General features: G+C 39.5%; 12 protein-coding genes and 3 pseudogenes. 2 read left to right on the top strand and 13 right to left on the bottom strand.

Annotated features, from left to right (window positions below; translation table 11 throughout):
• Both GFC30_RS10020 and GFC30_RS10015 read right to left on the bottom strand, forming a co-directional pair.
• Positions 1–1,407 (bottom strand): cytochrome ubiquinol oxidase subunit I, encoded by a 1,407-nt coding sequence (locus GFC30_RS10020; RefSeq protein WP_066324957.1) that lies wholly within the window; start codon positions 1,405–1,407, stop codon positions 1–3.
• An 851-nt stretch (positions 1,408–2,258) separates the two neighbouring features.
• Positions 2,259–2,486 (bottom strand): annotated as a pseudogene (locus tag GFC30_RS10015) (DoxX family protein); the annotation flags it as partial.
• 3 nt (positions 2,487–2,489) lie between these two features.
• Here GFC30_RS10015 and GFC30_RS17785 point away from each other — a divergent pair.
• A pseudogene (locus GFC30_RS17785) lies at positions 2,490–2,585 on the top strand (transposase); the annotation flags it as partial.
• A 198-nt stretch (positions 2,586–2,783) separates the two neighbouring features.
• Here the strand turns inward: GFC30_RS17785 and GFC30_RS10010 are convergent.
• The 5 genes and pseudogenes from GFC30_RS10010 to GFC30_RS09990 all read right to left on the bottom strand — a co-directional run bounded on the left by GFC30_RS10010 (position 2,784) and on the right by GFC30_RS09990 (position 7,284).
• The gene (locus GFC30_RS10010; protein ID WP_066324955.1) at positions 2,784–3,203 is read right to left on the bottom strand and encodes a ferritin-like domain-containing protein; all 420 of its coding nucleotides are present in this window, start codon (positions 3,201–3,203) and stop codon (positions 2,784–2,786) included.
• A gap of 164 nt (positions 3,204–3,367) precedes the next feature.
• Positions 3,368–4,573, bottom strand: coding sequence for a DNA polymerase IV (locus GFC30_RS10005; protein ID WP_066324953.1), 1,206 nt, complete (start codon positions 4,571–4,573; stop codon positions 3,368–3,370).
• Between the two features lie 429 nt (positions 4,574–5,002).
• Positions 5,003–5,230: a hypothetical protein gene (locus tag GFC30_RS10000; protein WP_148660378.1), complete on the bottom strand. Its 228-nt coding sequence runs from the start codon at positions 5,228–5,230 to the stop codon at positions 5,003–5,005.
• A gap of 42 nt (positions 5,231–5,272) precedes the next feature.
• Positions 5,273–6,948: pseudogene (locus tag GFC30_RS09995) on the bottom strand (ABC1 kinase family protein).
• A 42-nt stretch (positions 6,949–6,990) separates the two neighbouring features.
• A complete protein-coding gene (locus tag GFC30_RS09990; protein WP_066324950.1) occupies positions 6,991–7,284 on the bottom strand; it encodes a phasin family protein in 294 nt (97 codons plus the stop codon).
• Positions 7,285–7,465: 181 nt separating this feature from the next.
• On the opposite strand from GFC30_RS09990, the gene GFC30_RS09985 reads away from it, so the two are divergent.
• Entirely contained in the window at positions 7,466–9,793 is a 2,328-nt protein-coding gene (locus tag GFC30_RS09985; RefSeq protein ID WP_066324947.1) for a TOTE conflict system archaeo-eukaryotic primase domain-containing protein, read from the top strand.
• 173 nt (positions 9,794–9,966) lie between these two features.
• Here the strand turns inward: GFC30_RS09985 and GFC30_RS09980 are convergent, their stop codons facing one another.
• The 6 genes from GFC30_RS09980 to GFC30_RS09955 are packed head-to-tail and all read right to left on the bottom strand — an operon-like array spanning position 9,967 to position 19,721.
• Positions 9,967–11,415, bottom strand: a complete 1,449-nt coding sequence (locus GFC30_RS09980; protein ID WP_066324946.1) for a serine/threonine-protein kinase — start codon at positions 11,413–11,415, stop codon at positions 9,967–9,969.
• Positions 11,416–11,420: 5 nt separating this feature from the next.
• Positions 11,421–12,026: a hypothetical protein gene (locus GFC30_RS09975; protein ID WP_066324945.1), complete on the bottom strand. Its 606-nt coding sequence runs from the start codon at positions 12,024–12,026 to the stop codon at positions 11,421–11,423.
• Complete coding sequence (locus tag GFC30_RS09970; RefSeq protein WP_066324944.1) at positions 12,019–13,707, bottom strand: helicase HerA domain-containing protein; 1,689 nt, start codon at positions 13,705–13,707, stop codon at positions 12,019–12,021. The genes GFC30_RS09975 and GFC30_RS09970 overlap by 8 nt, the downstream gene beginning before the upstream one ends.
• Positions 13,707–14,870 carry a hypothetical protein gene (locus GFC30_RS09965; protein ID WP_066324942.1) on the bottom strand — a complete coding sequence of 388 codons (1,164 nt, stop codon included), beginning with the start codon at positions 14,868–14,870 and terminating at the stop codon, positions 13,707–13,709. Before GFC30_RS09965 ends, GFC30_RS09970 begins: the two co-directional genes overlap by 1 nt.
• Positions 14,857–15,666, bottom strand: a complete 810-nt coding sequence (locus tag GFC30_RS09960; protein ID WP_066324940.1) for a hypothetical protein — start codon at positions 15,664–15,666, stop codon at positions 14,857–14,859. Before GFC30_RS09960 ends, GFC30_RS09965 begins: the two co-directional genes overlap by 14 nt.
• A 2-nt stretch (positions 15,667–15,668) precedes the next feature.
• Positions 15,669–19,721 (bottom strand): hypothetical protein, encoded by a 4,053-nt coding sequence (locus GFC30_RS09955; protein WP_066324938.1) that lies wholly within the window; start codon positions 19,719–19,721, stop codon positions 15,669–15,671.
• Between the last annotated feature and the right edge of the window lies 1 nt (position 19,722).

The following is a 19,722-nucleotide window of genomic DNA, read 5'->3' as shown; positions in this document are numbered from 1 at the left end:
TTAAGCACCTGCCTTATTGAATGGATCTATTGATACCGTTGAATTTACATCTTGATGCTCTACCGGTCCTCGTTTAATTTCACGAACCATTAAATAAACCATCACACCTGCAAGAATCGTGAATATCAGTGTGTACATAATGATGGAAAATAAAATGGTCCCTGCAGAAACATTTGGTGATACAGCGTCAGCTGTTGTCATCAATCCAAATACTGTCCATGGCTGACGTCCCACTTCGGTCATGATCCATCCGAAAGTGTTTGCCAAAAACGGAAACGAGATAGCCGGCACAAGGATTTTCAAGAACATACTGCTTTGCTCAAGGTGTCCCTTTTTCCACAGATACAGACCAATCATCGATAATAAGATCATCGCTATGCCAAAGCCAATCATTAAACGGAAGCTCCAATACGTTGTTTTGACTGGAGGGATGTAATTCGTACCTTTGCCAACGATTGGATCGTATTTTTTCGCATATTCGGCTTGGAGAGTTTTCATTCCTTTTAAACTGCCTTCAAATTTAGAATAAGATAAATAGCTTAATGCATAAGGAATATTTAGTTCAAACTTATTTTCTTGATTGTTTGTATCAATCCAAGCAAACGCCGACCATGGCGCAGGATCAGGCGTATCTTCCCAAATCCCCTCTGCAGCGGCCATCTTCATCGGCTGTGTTTTCACAAGATATTGTGCTTGGCCATGTCCGCTGAAGGCTGCGCCCAAACTGCCGATTAAACCAATGATTAAGGCAATATTCATGGATTTCTTGTAAAATTCAATATGTTTCTTTTTTAATAGGTTATAGGCACTTACACCAGCAATGAAGAATGCTCCGGTAGCTAATGCACCTGTGATGACATGCGGAAACTCCACCCATAATTGTCCATTGGTTATAAGTGCAAGAAAGTCAACCATTTCTGCCCTGCCATTTCTAATTTCATAACCAACAGGCACTTGCATGAAGGAGTTTGCTGTTAAAATCCAAAAACCGGAAATCATAGTCCCAATAGATACAAGCCAAATGCTTGCCAAGTGCACTTTTTTAGGTAAACGGTCCCAGCCGAAAATCCAAAGTCCGATAAAAGTGGACTCCATAAAGAAGGCAAGCAATGCTTCAATGGCCAGAGGTGCCCCGAAGACGTCACCGACAAATCTGGAATAATCCGACCAGTTCATCCCAAATTGGAATTCCTGAATAATTCCTGTTACAACCCCCACAGCAAAATTAATCAGGAACAAATGTCCCCAGAATTTCGCCATTTTTTTATAAATCTCTTTTTTCTTCACTACGTATAATGTTTGCATCAAAGCGATAATAAATGCTAAGCCAATGGTAAGCGGCACGAAGAAGAAATGGTAGATTGTAGTCAAAGCAAATTGCATTCTTGCCAACAACACTGGATCCATAGTAGTTCCTCCTTTATATTATGTTCATAATTTCACATAAATACATGCTCATAATTTCACATAACTTCACATACTATGATATTTCCTCCCTATAAGAATTTCATCAGATTTTATAGTTTTCATCTTTAAATGGTTCAACATCTGTAACGACCTAAAGTTACAGCATGTTTATAATTTCACAAAATGAAACATAACCAATATGGGAAACATGAAAACTCCCTAAAAAACCGCACATTTTCTGGGTGACAAATACAATTAATACTATAACAGAAAAACGATCATAATTTCTTTGACAGTTTGACAAATATGTTACAAAATTACGGCGAAATTCGTAAAAGATCTTATACATATAATCAAAAATCGCTAAAAGAAGCAGAAGTTAGCAACATTGATGGAACAGCTCTCCAGAGGAAACGACCGTAAAGTCTAATCGAAGATCGTGTATTATGCTGAATAATTCATCACCATTTTTAGATTTTTATTATTCCATTACTTATGAAAAAACAACACCTTAGAAATGTTGTTTTCCTCCCTTTGTTATAATCATGTCGCTAGCCGTCGCTGCTTTGTACGAGATTATCGAATGGTTAATTTCTAAGAACGTGTTGCAAAACGCATAACGGATGCATAAATGCACATAAAAAAACCACCACCTTGGAATCATATACGGTGACAAAAAACTAAAACCCAAGGGGTGGACACTACTATGATTTCCAATTCGATCAAAGAACATGCATACATGTGGGACCATCGATCCTCTTTTGAAGGCACTCTTTCAATAAATACGAATTAACGCTGAACGGTTGGAAGCTTTTTAGGATAAATCAATAGTCATGAATCGTATCCATATTTTATGAACCAAAAATTACAGTATCAAGTGAATATTGACCTGGACCTATTAATAAAACTCCAATTGCAACAGCGATTAACATTAGGTTATATTCAAAACCATTTGGAGTAATCCAATAACCATTTGGACCGTGAACTTTAACAATTGCGACAACCATTGTTCCAGCAATCAAAAGAGCGGCAATCGGAGTAAATAATCCTAATGCAAACAATGCGCCACCAATAAATTCTACAACAAAATCAAACTGATTAAACGTCGAGGATATGGCTACAGAAATATCCAACGTTTTACTTTACGTATCCGTTTAGAGACCCTTATCACATTTTAATGTAAAAATCAAGTACATCTTTTGGTGATGAACCATATATATAACGTAATACCTTCCTTTGGAAATTATATCCCAAGGGCTAGGGGGGCGTTTTTTTTCAAATTATGTTTTCAGGATAGACGCCCATGCCGTGTTGCGACACCAGAAAATGATTGAAATACTAATTTTAACCAAAAGAAAAAACGCCCATGATAACGATCATCGGGCTTTGGAAAAATAGTATAAAAACCAAACGGCGTGATTTTGCTCATCCGCCGCTGCTCGGCGAAATATTTCTTTAATGTACGGATTGGCCGTATAATCTGCAATTTCTAAATAAAAATCTACTGTTCGCTGTTCATCTTGCAAAGCAAATTCCAATCCATTTACATAAACATCGGAACATTCTTCAATGATCTTCGGTTGAGGACGTTTCCCGGTTAGACTGACGTAAATATGCTCAAATTGTTGAAAATGTTTGATCTCATCCTGCCGAATTTCAAGAATTTGTTTTCGCACGTTTTCTTTTGCTGCCAAATCAGCCAATTTGGCATAACAATGAATCGCACTATACTCTCCGTTAATGGCTTTTTCAAGGTCTTTAATGAACCTTGCATCGTTGTATAAATAAGAATCCATGATGAAAGCCCTCCCATTTTTTCTCATTCGTAATATCCTATGAGCCATTAACGGATGGGATGCATGTTCATAATTTATTATGGTAAATTCCCCTGCAATATGGCAGGCTCATGCGAAAATCTTGTGCGCTGTCATGTGATCATTTTATTTTGTTTATTTTGTTGCTAGTTCTCTTTTTCTAACAAGGAGGCACCTTTTTGAATCGCTGCGTCGCCGAATTTTTTTCCGAGCTTCTCTACCGTTTTCCATAACGCTTCGGTTTTCGCTTCTTCCTCATAATGGAATAAGTCGAGCTGTTTGACGGCTTCTTTGCGATCAAAGACGTCAAGAGCGGTAATGCCAAGTAATCTGACTGGATCTCCGTTCCAATGTTTTTTCAATAAATACACCGCATAGCGAAAAATCTCTTCCGTGTCTTGAAACGGGTTGTCCCACGTTTTGCTGCGGGTGATCGTTTGGAAGTTGTGATAGCGGATCGTCAATTGAACCGTCGCAGACACCACTCGCTTCTGTTTCATTCGTACGCTGACAGACTCGGCTAGCTCGCGAAGTACATCAAGCAGAACCCGCTCTTCAGTTACGTCGTACGGAAGTGTTGTGGAATTGCCGATTGATTTACACTTCTCCCCTTCTTCCGGATCGACACGACTATCATCCATGCCGTTCGCCCGCTCTTTCAAACGAAGGCCATAAATGCCAAGCTTTTGTTGGAGTGCTGCTTCTTCGGCTTTTGCTAAGTCGCCAATGGTTGTAATCCCTATCGTATTTAGCTTTTCGGCGGTTTTGTCGCCTACTCCATGCATCTGCCCAACCGGCAGTGGCCATAATAGGCGTTGGACGTCGCGTTTGCGCAAGACAGTAATTCCGAGCGGCTTTTTCATTTCACTTGCCATTTTCGCTAAAAACTTGTTCGGCGCAATGCCGATGCTGACGGGGATATGAAGCGTTTCAAGCAACTCACGCTGAATTTGTTCGGCTAATACAAGCGGGTGCTGGGATAATGCCATTTCTGTGACATCTAAATAGCCTTCATCGATAGAAGCGCGCTCAAGAAGCGGAGAAATATGTTGTAAAAATGCGAACACTTGCTGGCTCATTTCGCGATAAAGCGAAAAATTCGGTTTCCGCACGACAAGAGATGGACATTTTTTCTTCGCTTCCCATAGCGGCATCGTCGTATAAATGCCAAAGCGCTGCTTAGCGATATAATTCGCCGCTAGCACAATCCCTCTCCGTTCTTTCGGATCACCTGCTACGACGACAGGTTTCTCTTTCAATGACGGATCACGCGCCACCTCGCAGCTCGCGAAAAACGAATTGCAGTCGATATGAAAAATAATGCGTCCATGTTTTCCATTCGCCGCTTGCATACCTATTCCCCTTCTCTCGGCTTGTTTCTCTCTTTTATTTTACTTGATTCCCCACTTTTTGTAATATGTTTCTTATTCAGGCTCTTCACCAAAAGTTGTGCTTGATTTTTTAATAAAAGCGGACTTGATACTTGTTTATACATAATTGTAAATGAAAGTTAAATAAACGATAAGCGGTATCCCTTGCTTCACAACATTACGTGTTCGTCAAGTACATTTTGTGGTGATGAACCCTTATTCAAGAAACCGAGCTTATTTAGTGGATCAACGCAAGAAAAGCTCCTGCGGAAGCAGAAAAGATGACGACAAGCCAAAGCAGGCACTTCCAGACGGTCAATAAACCAAAGGAAGCTAACGCAAGACAGAAATCAGCTGGAGTTTGAATCTTCTGTTCCCCTTCTTGAATTTAGTTGTGCCCAAGGCGATTCTTTATCCAATAATCCGCACGAGTTCTTGCGCACATTCATAATGATTTTTGGTCGCTTGGGCGATATGGTTCCCTGTTTCAATAATAGCTGCGAGAGGAAGAACGAACGTTGCCCCTTGGCGCTCTTCTTCCATCAGCAAACCGTCCACATGTTTATAGTCCCATTTGTTTTCTTCGCCGCCGCACGTTTCTTTGACAGGGACTTGCAGCCAGCAACACAAAAAAATCACCCACTTCCACTGACGTTATCCAGTAAGTGGGGGGAGTTCCATTCAAAACCTTCCCGATCTAAAAATTGAATATAAAAGCCAGCAAAACATTAAGGTAGCGACGAAAAAGCCAATTTCGATGGCCGGGATTTTCCACAACAATGTCGATTGTCTGCCCATCGAAGAGCCAATGATGATGCCGACCATAATGATGCTGAAGGAAAGCAAAACGATGCTAAACGATAAGCGGTTACTGATTTGGTCTAATTTTCTTAATAGAAAATCCAAGTCAGGGATGCCGATCTCTAGGCGCACTTTCCCTTGTTTCATCAGCCTTGTTAATTCTTTTACATTTTTTGGAAGATCCACGAACAGTTCACCGTAATCGGAAAGGCGTTTCCATGCCATTTCCGCTACGTTTTCCGGACGTAGCCGTTCCTTTAGTAGCTGGCGACCAAACGGTTCGGCAATGTCGATAATGCTAAAGTCGGGATCCAATTTTTCCACGACCCCTTCCACCGTCAGCAGCGCCTTCCCTAATAACGTTAAATCGCTCGGGATGCGGATCGAGTGGCGGAATGCAACGTGAAGCAAATCGTGAACCGCTTCGCCGAGGCTGACCTGGCTCAACGGAATATGATAATATTTTTCCCTTAATTTCTCGATATCTTCGCGCAGCTGGCTTACATCTACATCATCCGGCACCAAGCCCATATCCCCGATCGTTTTCATGATCCCATCGGTGCTTTGGCGCATCAAAGCGATAATGAAGGACGATAAATGATATTTCATTTCTGAAGTGATTCGTCCTACCATGCCGAAATCGATGAACGCAATCACGTTTCCTGACAAGGCTAACACATTTCCCGGATGGGGGTCGCCGTGAAAAAAGCCTTTCATAAAAATTTGCTGGAACATTCCCTTTGCCAGCCGCTCCGCGAGAATTTTTAAGTTATAGCCGCGTTGTTTCAGCCGCTCAAGTTCCCCTAGTTTGATGCCTTCCACATATTCCATCGTCAGCACTTTTTTGTTGAATAGTCCCAAAACACTTTTGGCACATAAATCGTCGGATCGCTTTGAAACTGTTTGGAAAATTTCTCGGCATTGCGCGCTTCCACAGTGTAATCGAGCTCTAGGCGAAGCGATTTCGATAGTTCGTCCAATATATCCCGCATCTGATATTGCGCCGCCCATGCCAAGCGGCGTTCCGCGAGTGCGGTCAAATCTTGAAGAATTTCCAAATCCGTTTCCATGATAGAGGCAATATGCGGACGCTGAATTTTCACTGCCACCTTTTCGCCGGAATGAAGGACCGCCCGATGAACTTGTCCGATCGAGGCGGCGGCAAGCGGAGCTTCCTCAAAAGAATGAAAAATATGATCCAGTTCCTCCCCCAACTCCTCCTCGATAATGCGGCGAACATCGGCAAACGAAAAAGGCGGCACTTGATCTTGCAATTTTTCCAGTTCACGAATAATTTGTTCTGGAATTAAATCGGGGCGCGTACTGGCCAGCTGGCCTAATTTCACGAAGGTTGGTCCTAGTTCCTCAAGTACAAGGCGGATGCGCTCGCCGATCGTTTTTTCATTCTTCTCCTTTTTGTCCACACGCAGCCGTTGCGGAAGGGAAAGAAGCTGGGAAAAACCGATTTCTTCGACCACCATTTCAAAGCCATGGCGGAGCAAAGCGACAGCGATATCGCGATAACGGCTCATATGGCGCATTCTTTTTCCAATCATCCGTCCATCTCCTTTAATGGCCATATGGGCGGCCCCGTTTGATTACTGGTCTTCCTTTTCTTCTAAACGGCGGATTCGTTGCTCTAATTGTTGCAGCTCGTCTTTCGTCACTAAATCGAATTTATCGATCACTTGTTTGATCTGTTCGCGCACGATACGCTGCAATTCCGCTTTTCTTTCTTCTGTTTGCTGCTTCCACTGGTCGATAACATCCTTCGATTCTTCAAGGGACAATTCCCCTTTTTTCACCAATTCATCAATTAGCTTTTCTACTTGTTCTTTGCTCGCTAACGCCAATCCGAGTCCAAACGCTAGCCCTTTTTTGAGAATGCTCATAATGACTACGGCCTCCTTCAAGTTTTTATATCATGATATCACTTTCACAACCTTGTGTCGAGCTCTCCTATTCCAATAATATTTTTTCCTTCAGGTTAATGAAGTTGTGTTCACTTTTAACTTCTAGCGCAATGTTTTACAATAACATTAGCAGCTTATTAAAATGGTCAGAGGGAAGGTTATGGATATCCGAATTCAATTGGAACAGGTACTTGCGGAATGTGAACGTTTGAGAAAAGAAAACGAATATTTAAAACAAGTTCTTTCAACAATGATGCAAAAGAATAGGGACGTTCGTTCTGTTGTTCCTTCAGCTAATCTGATGGTCAATAACCGCTCCTCACCGGAAGAAAAGATTCGATTATTCAAGCGACTTTTCCGAGGCCGAACAGATGTATATGCGGTTCGCTGGGAGTCAAAAGATGGACGAACGGGATATACCCCGGCTTGTGCCTATGAATGGCAACCGCCTTTTTGTCGAAAACCGGAGATTAAATGTAGTGAGTGCAAACACCGAACGTTGTTGCCACTAGATGATCAGGTACTTTACGATCATTTAAGTGGAAAACACACAATTGGAATTTATCCAATGCAAAAAGATGAAACTTGTTTCTTTTTAGCAATTGATTTTGATAAAAAGAATTGGAAAGAAGATGTATTAGCTTTTGTCAACATATGCAAACAGTTTTCCGTACCGTATAGTATTGAACGATCAAGGTCCGGAAATGGTGCACATGTATGGATCTTTTTCTCCGAAGCGATTCCTGCTTCGTTAGCTCGTAAAATGGGAATGGTGTTGCTTGCAAAAACGTTGGAAAATCGGTATGAACTCGGTTTAGATTCTTATGATCGGCTATTTCCGAATCAAGATACACTCCCTAAAGGTGGGTTTGGTAACTTAATCGCTTTACCTCTTCAACGAAAACCAAGAGCCAACGGGAATAGTGTATTTGTGGACGAATCTTTTACACCTTATCCAGATCAATGGCTATATTTGTCTTCTGTTCAAATGATGACAAAAAACGAAGTACAAGATGTTATACGGAAGTATGAAAATAAGTTGATTACTACTAATGAAATATATCCAAAGAAAGTAACAATTGAATTAAAAAATGGGCTATATGTAAAAAAAGATGGTGTTCCCTCTTCCCTTTTGACCAAGTTGACAAAAACAGCAACATTTGCAAACCCTGAATTTTATAAAGCCCAGAAAAGCCGTTTGTCAACATACGGGATACCACGAGTCATTAACTGTTCTTGGGAGGAAAGAGGATATTTAGTATTACCACGTGGTTGTTTGGAAGAGGTTATTGATCTCCTCTCATCTCTATCTATTCACGCTGAAGTCAATGACCATCGATTCGATGGTCAGGTAATTGAAGTACAATTTCACGGTGAGTTAACTTCCCAGCAACATGATGCTTTATCGCAACTACTGAAGCATGATATAGGAATTCTCTCGGCAACAACCGGTTTTGGAAAAACAGTGATAGCAGCGGCTTTAATTGCGGAACGAAAAGTTAATACGTTAGTCGTTGTTCATCGGACGCAGTTGATACAACAATGGATAGAGCAATTATCTATGTTTCTTAATATCCCATCAAAAGAAATTGGACAAATCGGTGGCGGAAAAAACAAAATCACAGGAAATGTTGATATAGCTACTATTCAAAGCTTAAATTACAAAGGGGAACTGAAGTCGTCTATTACACAATACGGTCAAATTATTATTGATGAATGCCATCATATTTCTGCGTTCAGTTTTGAACAGGTATTAAAACAAATTCGTGCTAAGTATGTGTGTGGATTAACAGCTACCCCAACACGTAAAGATGGGTTACATCCCATTATTCATATGCAATGTGGATCTGTTCGTTATAAAATTGATGGGAAAACACAAGCAAAAGTACGGCCATTCATTCATCGCTTAATACCAAGATATACAAATTTTACATCTTTAAGCAAAGACATCCAACATCTTTATCATGAAATTGTAATTAATGAACAACGAAATCAACAATTGTTTGATGACGTATTGTCCGCACTTGAAGAAGGCCGCTGCCCGTTAGTTTTAACAGAACGAATTGAACATATTGAAATTTTGCAAAACCTCTTCAAAGGTTTTGCAAAAAATATTATTGTACTCTGTGGGAAAATGACGAAAAAAGAGAAAGCACAAGCACTACAAAAGCTTGCTTCTATTCCTGATGGTGTAGAGAGATTAGTGATTGCTACAGGTAAATATGTGGGTGAAGGGTTTGATAACACGAGGCTGGACACCTTATTTTTAGCAATGCCAATTTCGTGGAAAGGTACGTTACAACAATATGTAGGACGTCTGCACCGAATTCATGCGAATAAACAAGAAGTACGTGTATATGATTACGTCGATCACAAAATACCGATTATGAAAAAGATGTTTGAAAAAAGATTAGCAGGATACCGAGCAATGGGGTATATAATAGATGGAGAAAACATTTCAGCCGAGGAGCAAATGAAGTTGTTTTAGCTCCTATTAGAACAACTTTCTTACCAAATTCGGCTAGACTAACTTATGAAGCCGAATAGCATTACCTGACAGTGTTATTGTTCGGGGGACAACAAAAAACTTGTCCCCCCTACTTCAACATATATAGGCTTATTGTGTTGCTAACTCTTTATTAGTGGACAAGCTCCATGAGATTACAAATAATAATCATAAGCTGTTAACCTCTGCTTTACATACTCGTCATCAGGCCGAAGTTTTAAAGCATATTTGAAATAAGCTCTTGCCCGCTCGTAGTCCTTTTTTTGTTCGTATGCCTGACCGAGTTTTTTGACAACCACCCAAATCCCTGGTGTCTCTTGATTGAGTTGCTCTAGAAGTTGAATCGTTTTCTCTCCTTGTCCACACACTCCATAACACACTGCCAATTTATAACGATAATCTAAATTTTTTGGTTCTTTTTGATGCAATTCTTCATATAAATGCAGCGCTTCCTCGTATTTCTTCATTGCTAAGAAAATTTTTGCTTTTAAACTTTTTACGGCTGTTGTAAAGCTTTCTTGGCGTGTGTCTTCAATCGTTGTTCTTTCAATCTCTTCAATTTTCCGCAACGATTCGAATAAACGTCCTGTTTTATAATATACATATGCCAGCTGCAAAACAACTTCCGGAACCGTACTCCCGTTTGTTATTTCTGTAACTAAAATTTTTTCTGCTAATGTAAATTTCTTTAATTTACAATTCAATATGGCCAATTCTAACGGATCTTGTTTGTTGGCTAATGTTGCACGAGGAATAAATTTTTCACCTTGCTGCTGTTTAAAATGTTCGTCTACCGCTTTTTTAAATTCCGCGCGGAAATCTGTAACCGACTGATATCGTATTTCCGGATTTCTCTCCAACGCCTTCATGATTACCTTTTCCATCGAAGGTGTAATACTATCGTTTAATTCTCTTGGTTTTGGAAAAGGAACATTATGAATCACGTTAAAATATGTGTCATGCGGGGTTTTTCCTGTTAACAATTGATATAATAAAACCCCTAAAGAATAAATGTCAGAATTTAAATATCGCGTCTGTGAATGGAGAACTTCAGGAGCGATATAAGCAAATGTTCCTGCACCATCAATTGTTTTTACAAAAATATCTTCAATCAATCGACTTGTTCCGAAATCTGTTAATTTTACAGTAGCTTCATTTATTAAAATATTGTCAGGTTTAATATCTCCGTGTGCTATGCGTAGAGAGTGCATAAATTCAACGCCATTTAGTACCTGATCAAAAATATCAAACATTTTTTGAAATGTGCGTGGATGGTTAATTCCCTCTTCACTTAACTCTTGTGAGAGAGGCTTTCCGTCAAACAGTTCCATCTCGATGACAAAATAACCGTCTACTCTGCCCATCCAATAAATATTGATAATATTTTCATGGGAAACGCCAATAAAACGTTCTCCTTCCACTAATGCTGCATCACCACGTTCCTGGCTTTTCGGTATTTTTAACGCTACAATTTCTTCATCTTTACAGCGAAGGGCTTTCCATACATATCCGTATGACCCTTCGCCTATCATTTCTTGCAAAATATATTTATCTCCGATATTCATACCCTTTTTTAGTTGAATCGAATAACGCTTACGAACCATGACTGTTACCTCACTTGAATCCATTCATTTATGGTGAGATTTTCTTTCGTTCCGCTGGCCACAGCTTGAAAAACGAGATAATCAGTAACGAACGAATTAATTCCTGGAATAAAGCGACCGTTCGGTAACGTGAACCCTTCATCAAAAATGCTAATGTATTTATCGATATTTTTCGGAATAGCCCCGCTGTAAGACCAGTAGACAAAAAGAATCAATGGTAAATCGCTACCAAGTTGATGATATGCTAATAACAAATTTTCAATCTTCTCTCTTAGTTTATCATGCTTGCCCTTTGAATTTTCAAATCGTTCAAACTCTGAAACAAGAATTGGCTTTACGTCTTGTTGACGATACCATACAGAATCCGGCCGAACTTCTCGAGTAATGCTATGACCATATTGTTGGTTAATTGGATAAACAGGGCATTCAGATAAAGCTGTTACTCCTTGAATATGTCTACCGATTTCCGTAATATAATTCAGTCCTGCTGAATGAACGGTTTCCGAATAATCACGAATCCCATGAACAGAAAGCATGGGAAAAAGTGAATCGCGAATTTTTCCATTCTTAAACTCTTCAATAATCATTGCCTTTAATTGCTCTTTATCCACCGAATACGCCCCATTCTTTGACAACTTCCGGCGATTGACCACCATGAACCAACGCTTTTGTTCCAACTTTCACTAATAGTGGAGCTGGAATCGAGCGTCCCGTTATTAATGCTTCCCCTGTAGATAAAGATGGAAGTTCGTCAATGTCTGCTTTCGTTAACATATCGGATGTTTTCGTAATGAAACGCTGATCATCCGGATTTTTTAGACGCATAGTAATAATCGTGTTGCATTGCGATGTGACATCTGCATCCAATTTAGAAGGACGTTGTGAAACGATGGCAAAACCTACCCCGAATTTACGGCCTTCTGCGGCAATTTTTTTAATAATTTTTTTCGAAATCGTTGGTGTGCCTGCTGGAGCGTAGTTATGACCTTCTTCATATACAAGGAAGCAAGGACGAATCGGGCGTTGTTTATCTGCCGCTGCACGCATAATTTCACTAGATACAAGCGCCGTGACAATTTGCTTTGCATCGTCTGACAATCCTTGCAAATCAATAATGATTAATCGACCATATTTTTCGTTCATTTCTCCAATTAATTTATAAATATCCGTCGGTTCACCAATCGCTTTTGTGTAAAAGCTTCGCGCTTCGTTTATGACGCGATTCAGCTTCATCGAAGCGACCGCTGCACTTCTGCCGCTTAAAGCTCTTGCTTCTGCTTCCGTTATTTCATCCCACCCCCGCAATTCTTCTAAATCACCTGAAAGCAACTCACGTAAATCTTTAATATCGCGAGGCGGATGTGGATATTTATATTTCCAATAACGAATCGCTACATCGAGTACCCGTTGCTGCGGTTCGGTTAAGCCAGGCAAAATCTCTTCGAAATCGTCCATTTCAAAACGGTCAAATTGCAAGGCGAGGTGCTTATTTTTTCCAGCATATTTGTAATCAAACTCTTCTATTTGCGGCGTATATACATGAATACCGCCTCCTACCGCTTGTAAAGTGCGAAAACGTTCTTGAATAAATAAAATGCTTTCCCGATCTTTTTCATCTTCAATATGATCAAGGTTCGTATTGAAATGGATATTCCCTTTTTCAAATGCCTTTCCATACTCACCGTGCGTATCAAATACAACAACGGTTCCATTCATCTGCGCCACTAGTCGTTCGATGATACGACCGACCGTATAAGACTTTCCTGAACCAGTCATCGCTAAAACCGCTAAATGTTCTGTCACTAATTTATTGACGTCCAAGTAAACAGGAACAATATTTTCCCCACGTTCATAACCGATTAAGTTGCCAATCGCAATGCTTTTATTTTCATCAAATTGATAAAACTTGGAAAGAAATTCATAATCAACACCATATACTTTACTTCCCGGATCTAACGGTCGACGCGGAATGCGAATTTGTCCTGTGGCTGGCTCCTTGTAACCGACAAGATCAATGGAAGCAAATAATGTCTCTCCAGTCATTTGTGTTCCGGGTAATAATTCGATCGAATTCAATCCTTCTCCAAGATCGCTGTTATATAAAATATTACTGCGAGAAATAGAGGTAATCCGCCCAAGCACATATGTCGGTTGTTCATCCGGACGTTCTTGATGTAAAATTTTCACAAACTCGCCACGGCGTGCGGAAAAGCTATCTTGAAGCACCATTTTTAAATCATTCGGGTTTCCAGTATTCCCAATCAGTTTACCGATATATTTTTCTTGACTCATTATTCATCCTCCCCGAAAAAGTCTACTTCCTCGATCCAAACATTTTCTACTTCTTCCTTTTTGATCATTTCGCGTGCCTGTGTTTTAAAATAATGAATAATAGCACCATTTCGAATTGGTTTTAGCGCGTACTCGGCATACCAAAGCGGCAACGGGAGTGCCTTTGGTTGGTCGAGCGTATAAAGCGAAACGAGATAGGATGTAAGCTCATCTAAACTTTGAGAATCCCATTCTTGAGCGTTTCCCATTATCTCTACTAATAAAGGTTGTGTATGCATCCCTGCCCGGAAATGAAAATTGATAATCCCTAGATTTCTCATTTCTTTAGGCTCTAACTGATTGGTTTGGACTAATAAATCGTATTGATAGGCAGCCGTGCGCGTTCTTCGAGTTAAAACACCGTGCAACAGTTTTTTTACGCCAACCTTTTTAATTTTGTATAACGATTCATTGTTTTGCTCGATATCGTTAAAACTCACTTCATCTACAATATACATCTCTTTATTTTTATTTTCAGAAAAGAGACCGTAGAAGATAGAACCGAAACGTTTCGTACTCACTGAAACAAGCCGAATACCGTTTCGATTAAACGGAAAAATAAAATGTTGATATGTCTCCCAAAAATTTTTGATTCTTTCTACACAGTTTTGATAGTCAATATATAATTGGCCATGTGTATCCATTGGCGCATCAGCCCGTTCTAACATTAACGGAGTGTCGACAATCACCAATTCCGGCTTATGGGCTTCTAACAACATCTCTTCTAACAAATCGTAAACTTGCATGATATGAATAAATTTTAATTTATGGTTAATATCAATATCATCCGCTTCGTCAATGTCAACGAGACTATCTTGAAATGTTTCGTACACAGAGCCTTCCTCTATGTATAAATCTTGACGAACGGCACCAGCGCTGTATAGAATACCACCAAATGCCGATATCGTTTTGTTTGCTGTTGCAATCCCCGATACCCGAATCGTTAGTGGCGATTTTTTTTCAATCGGACGAATGACACCGCTGTTGCGAAGGGTTGGTGCAATATGATCAATAAAACGCATTTTCGCGCTTAATTTTGTAACTGTACTTGGCAACCCTAACTGGATTTTTGCTACTAAACTATTGGCAATCGCGGTATCCCGTTTCGTTTTACCATTCTCCATTATCGTTCCTCCGCTTTATGATTTCTCTTACAAATGCCCAATAACCATTTTCCATAATATACTGTTGCCCTTTCTCAGTGATAGTTCCGTCTGAATGGATATAATGTAAATTTTCAAGCTCAGCAAAAGCACTTTTCACATCATTTTCGCGTACTTCTAAATAGAAAAACTTTTGAATTAATGGAACGAGCTGTTTTCGTTCTATGACGTCGGCTGCTGAGAGAAGAAGTAAATATTGATGAACGGGCTTAAAAATTATTTGTTGTTCTTCCCTAATTTCATCTTTTGTATCTCTTTCATTGCTATGCATTAACGATTGAAATAGACGTTGACATATTTTACGTTGCTCAAGCAGCCGGTAATCAAGAAGCGGCAATGTTGTGATCGTAATGCATCCGCTACTTGTATCGTAATAAAAGTCAACGGCAACCGTTTGTTTTGTCGGTAATTGGATTTTCGGAGTTAAATTAGTCACGATTTCTTCACGAACCGGAACTCCTTCATACATGCATTCATTCATTTCTTTAATGGAAATCGAGTGATTCAGTTGTAATAATGATGAAATATCCAAATTAAGATATGGTGGGAAAACCATTAATTGGTTTCCCCACTCTTTTGTCCATTGAATAAGGCGCGAACGATCGCTTTCTGACATTTTTAAAAGAATGATAGCTGGAATAACACAAATACCTGACCGTAACTCTCCGATATCTTTCTCTTCGACATCAAACCATTCACGCAGCATTTTATACTCTGTCCGTCTTGCAAATGGTTTTAAAATTTGTAGACTCGACATTATTAGAGAACCTCCACTTTTGTCCGAATCAATCCGATTTGCTCAAGCTCTTCTTTTTCTTTTTGGTAATTAGTCCAGTCTAACTCTCCTTTGCGGTCAACCACTTCTTTATAAAACTCAAATTGCACAAATTTGGCATGGTCCGCAAAAAACTGATGGGCATATGCTTCTAATTGTTTCATTTCCATCTGTACTTTATCTATTGTTTCTTTATAAGTTGCTTCTTGAATCGGTGCACTTAAGTCTGCTTGATAAAACGGTTGATGCTGCAGACGGAACAAGCGGTTCACCGCATCAATTAATAGCTCATCGAAATATTGATTTCGCTTTTTCTTTGTTGTATTTTCCACTTTTGTTACTTGGGCGATTAAATCCGTCATATCGTTTTTTCGTTCTTGCAACAACTTTTCCGTTTCATCAATAAGTGTCATCGCATTTTCTTTCTTTGCGATACAAATATCGTCAACCGCTTCTTCGAAACCAGATTCTAAAAATACGGTTAACTTGTCAAATAGTGTGGAAAGCTCAACAATCCCTATCTCACTTTTCACATCGGCATCACTATTTTCATAATAAGCAATCCATTTCTCAACTTTCGGTTTCGATTCTACAAAAAGGTCTACCATTTGCACAAATTTATCTTTCAAATCGTAATAACGACCGACGATACCACTTCTTTCTTTCCAATCCACCCTTGTATGCTCCACTTTTTTTAGACCGATTTGCGAAATAATGATGTTTAAACGGTCGATCGCTTCTTTATAATTCCCTAATGATAAATGATGCGCAAGTGTTTCTTTATTGGATACCATTGTTCGTAGTTGTGAAGATTTCACATGGTTCATCGCATTTTCAATTTCGTTTTTATATAATTCAAGTACGTACGTAAACGGTGAAATTGGTATATAGTAACCTTTATACTCGTTGGCGTTTTTCATTTCCTCTACTTTTTCTTGAATTTTTGCGAGAATATCCTTTTGAATCGTTGATACATACTCATGGAACTGTTGCACAAGCTTCAGCTTTTGCCAAATTGGCATATCATTCCGGTCAAAGGTGAGGTTCGCAAAGTTACGCTCGTTTGGTTGAAGCGTATTCCATTTTTCTTCATCAAAGATGAAATTACATTCATCATGAAATTGTTGCAAATAAATTAATTGCTCTTTCCAAATAGCGAGATGGTTGTTTGTATGAACTTGCAATAGTTTTAAATCGATGTTACGCAATGCTTCGTCAATTTTCTCTAAGTCTCCGTGGCGCTTATATCGCTTCAATAGCTCGATGCGAGCTTGGTCAAACGTTTCTTTAAACTCGTCGACGAGTTTATCATATTCTTTCTCATACCACTGTTTAATTTTATCCCGCTTTGCTTCTAACGTATGTGACGTGACATTTTCAACATGAGCATTGTTGTCGATTCGTACGACTTTTAACGCTTGCAAGAACGTCATCCATTGTTCAACGATTTTTGGCGGTTTAATGGCATCCACAGAGCTAAAGAAAAACGCATCTTCAATCTCTTTATATGTTACACGACGATGGCCAATAAACGACATTAAAGAGGCAAACGTACTTGGAATTTGCACTTCATATTGATCATTTTCGTGATTTTGAATAAATAAACCTGTACCTCGATAACCGTCCTTATCTAATTTAGCCGGAACTTTCGTCGCTTTTAAAGCATGTTGAAAGTGAGTAAAATCTTCGCTGTCTATAAATTTTACGCCTTGTTTTGCCCCTAGTTCAGCAATTGTTGCATCGTGAATAATCATTTTCGCATATCCTTCCGCTAATACCGGAAGATAGTCTTCTTCTGATTTTGTAAAAACAATTGGGCGTAACACATAGCCTGTTTTATCGACCCATTCAAACCAAGTTCGTGCGATTCTTGTAATTTCATCTGTAATGGCACGAATTTTTGCGCGGAATGGCTGCGCTAATTGATGGGCTGACTTGCGGATATCCATCATCTCACGCTCAACCGATAACGCTTCTAATACTTTCTTCTGCAAATTCGTCACTTGGAAAAAGAGCAAGCAACGGCCGAGCCGCTCATACTTTCGTTTTATATCATCGATTTCTGTTTCCGCATCAGCGGTCGGTGCTAAAATGATCATCGGATGATTTCCGCTATCTAGTAATTTGCTGTCAACAAGATCGTGCAAGGAAACTAGTTTGCTAGCCCAAATAATGTCGACAATTTTTTTCGGATGAACCCCTAAATATAGATGATTCGTTACTTTTATACGGAGCCCACATTTATTTCCTTTTACTTGAATTATTTGCACGTCTGGATAGTCTTGCTCAATGGCTCTTGCAAAACCAAGAAGAAGACGTTGAATTTCTCCATCTTTATCATATTGTTTCGCCAATTCGTTTAAATGTTGTTGAAGCTGTTGATCTTTTTCTTCATTTAATAAATAGTTCGCAATACCTGTTTTGACGGCATAGCGACGATTTAACCGCTCAAGGAACGCAAAGTTTGGACCAATATATGTTTCGAATTGCTCTGTTTTCATTCGTTGCTCAAGATACGTATATAAAAGCTCCGCTGCTTCAACGACTTCGTCTTTCGGATAAAGCATGCGTACTTGCGCTAAAAACGTTTCCCGTTCTTTTCCGACAATAAAAGAACCTTTAGGTGCATTAATTGAGAACGTTTCAAGACTGCGCAAGAGGACATCTAAACTAAATGATTCACCTGTCGTTTCATTCACGAATAAATGATCGGATTCAGCTTTATATTTGTTTTGCACAAGATAAAAACCTAAATCATTTTTCGCAAGCGGCAAAGCGACAAACTCTTTAAATAATGGTATGCCTTCAATATGTTTCGCTGATAATAAAATTTGTTGTTCTTCGGAACTATAGCTATCTTTCGAATATGGCAGCTGCCGTAATAATGCTTTTTTCACAAACGGAATATGCACTTGTCTTGTATCAATGTAATCTAGCTGGGAATGGTCGATTAAACTTTCTTTAAAACGCGGCACTGAATAAGCTAAGTCTTGTAAAATTTCACCTGTTTCCTTGTCTGGATGCTGCTCAAGATATTGATCACAATGAGCCATAATTACATTTAGCCAACCAAAGTTTCCCGCGGCAATCGTGTAAGCTGCTTCAACAAGCCCAGCAGGATATTCACGCAATTTCCCACTTTGTTGTAACGATGCGATATAATCGCTAATATCTGCATAGGAGTTTTGATTGATTTCTAATTTATCTAAACGACGGGCAAGTGCCTCGAGTGCTTTAATTTGATCGCCAATCGCTGGAGAACAAAGCAACAAGAAAGAAACATTTGGATGCCGGGTGCGGCTATCTTCATGTTTAATCGCTGATGTGATCACTTTAATCGCATCACCGTCTAGTTTCTTTTTCCGCTCTTCACTTTGTTCTTGAATCCCATCCATAAATAATTCGTATTCGGATTCCACTTCATCGACAATCACCATTAAATGTTCGATGCCAAACGATTTTAAGTAAGCTAAACCATTTTGCACAAGTTGATCAAGCTGATCAAGATGCTGCAGCAAATCATCGGTTTCATGTTGTCCTAACTCAATTGCCTCTGCCAATTTTGCCGGTGAAAAACCAAGAGGGAGAAAATGGTCTTGAATATGTTTCACAATCGAACCTTGAATCGTGCGGGCATGTTGTTGTTCCGCTAATTTTGCTAACGCTACATACGCTCCATAACCGACCCAGTTCTCCCCATAAAGAAGGTCCTCATGCATTTGTTCATAGCGGATATAAATCGGTAAAATGCCATCAGCGAAATCTGGCTTTAATAACCGGACTTTTTGCAATTGACCTGATTGGTCACGAATTGTCCATCCTTTATTAATTCCAAGCGCTTCGCTCACTAATTCATAAGCAATACGCGATTTACCAATCCCCCATTTAGCAATCAATGTAAAAACTCGTGCCATTGGCGCTGACTTTAAATCTTGTAAATACTCTTTAAACGCCTCATAAAATTCACGCTGACCGACCATTGGCTGCTGAACCGGAAATGTGGAAACCCCATCTTTTAACCAGACAGATTTGCTCATT

Origin of the sequence: Anoxybacillus amylolyticus, from assembly GCF_001634285.1 — a bacterium.
Classification (GTDB): domain Bacteria; phylum Bacillota; class Bacilli; order Bacillales; family Anoxybacillaceae; genus Anoxybacteroides; species Anoxybacteroides amylolyticum.
This window is presented reverse-complemented; position numbering and strand designations above follow the sequence as displayed.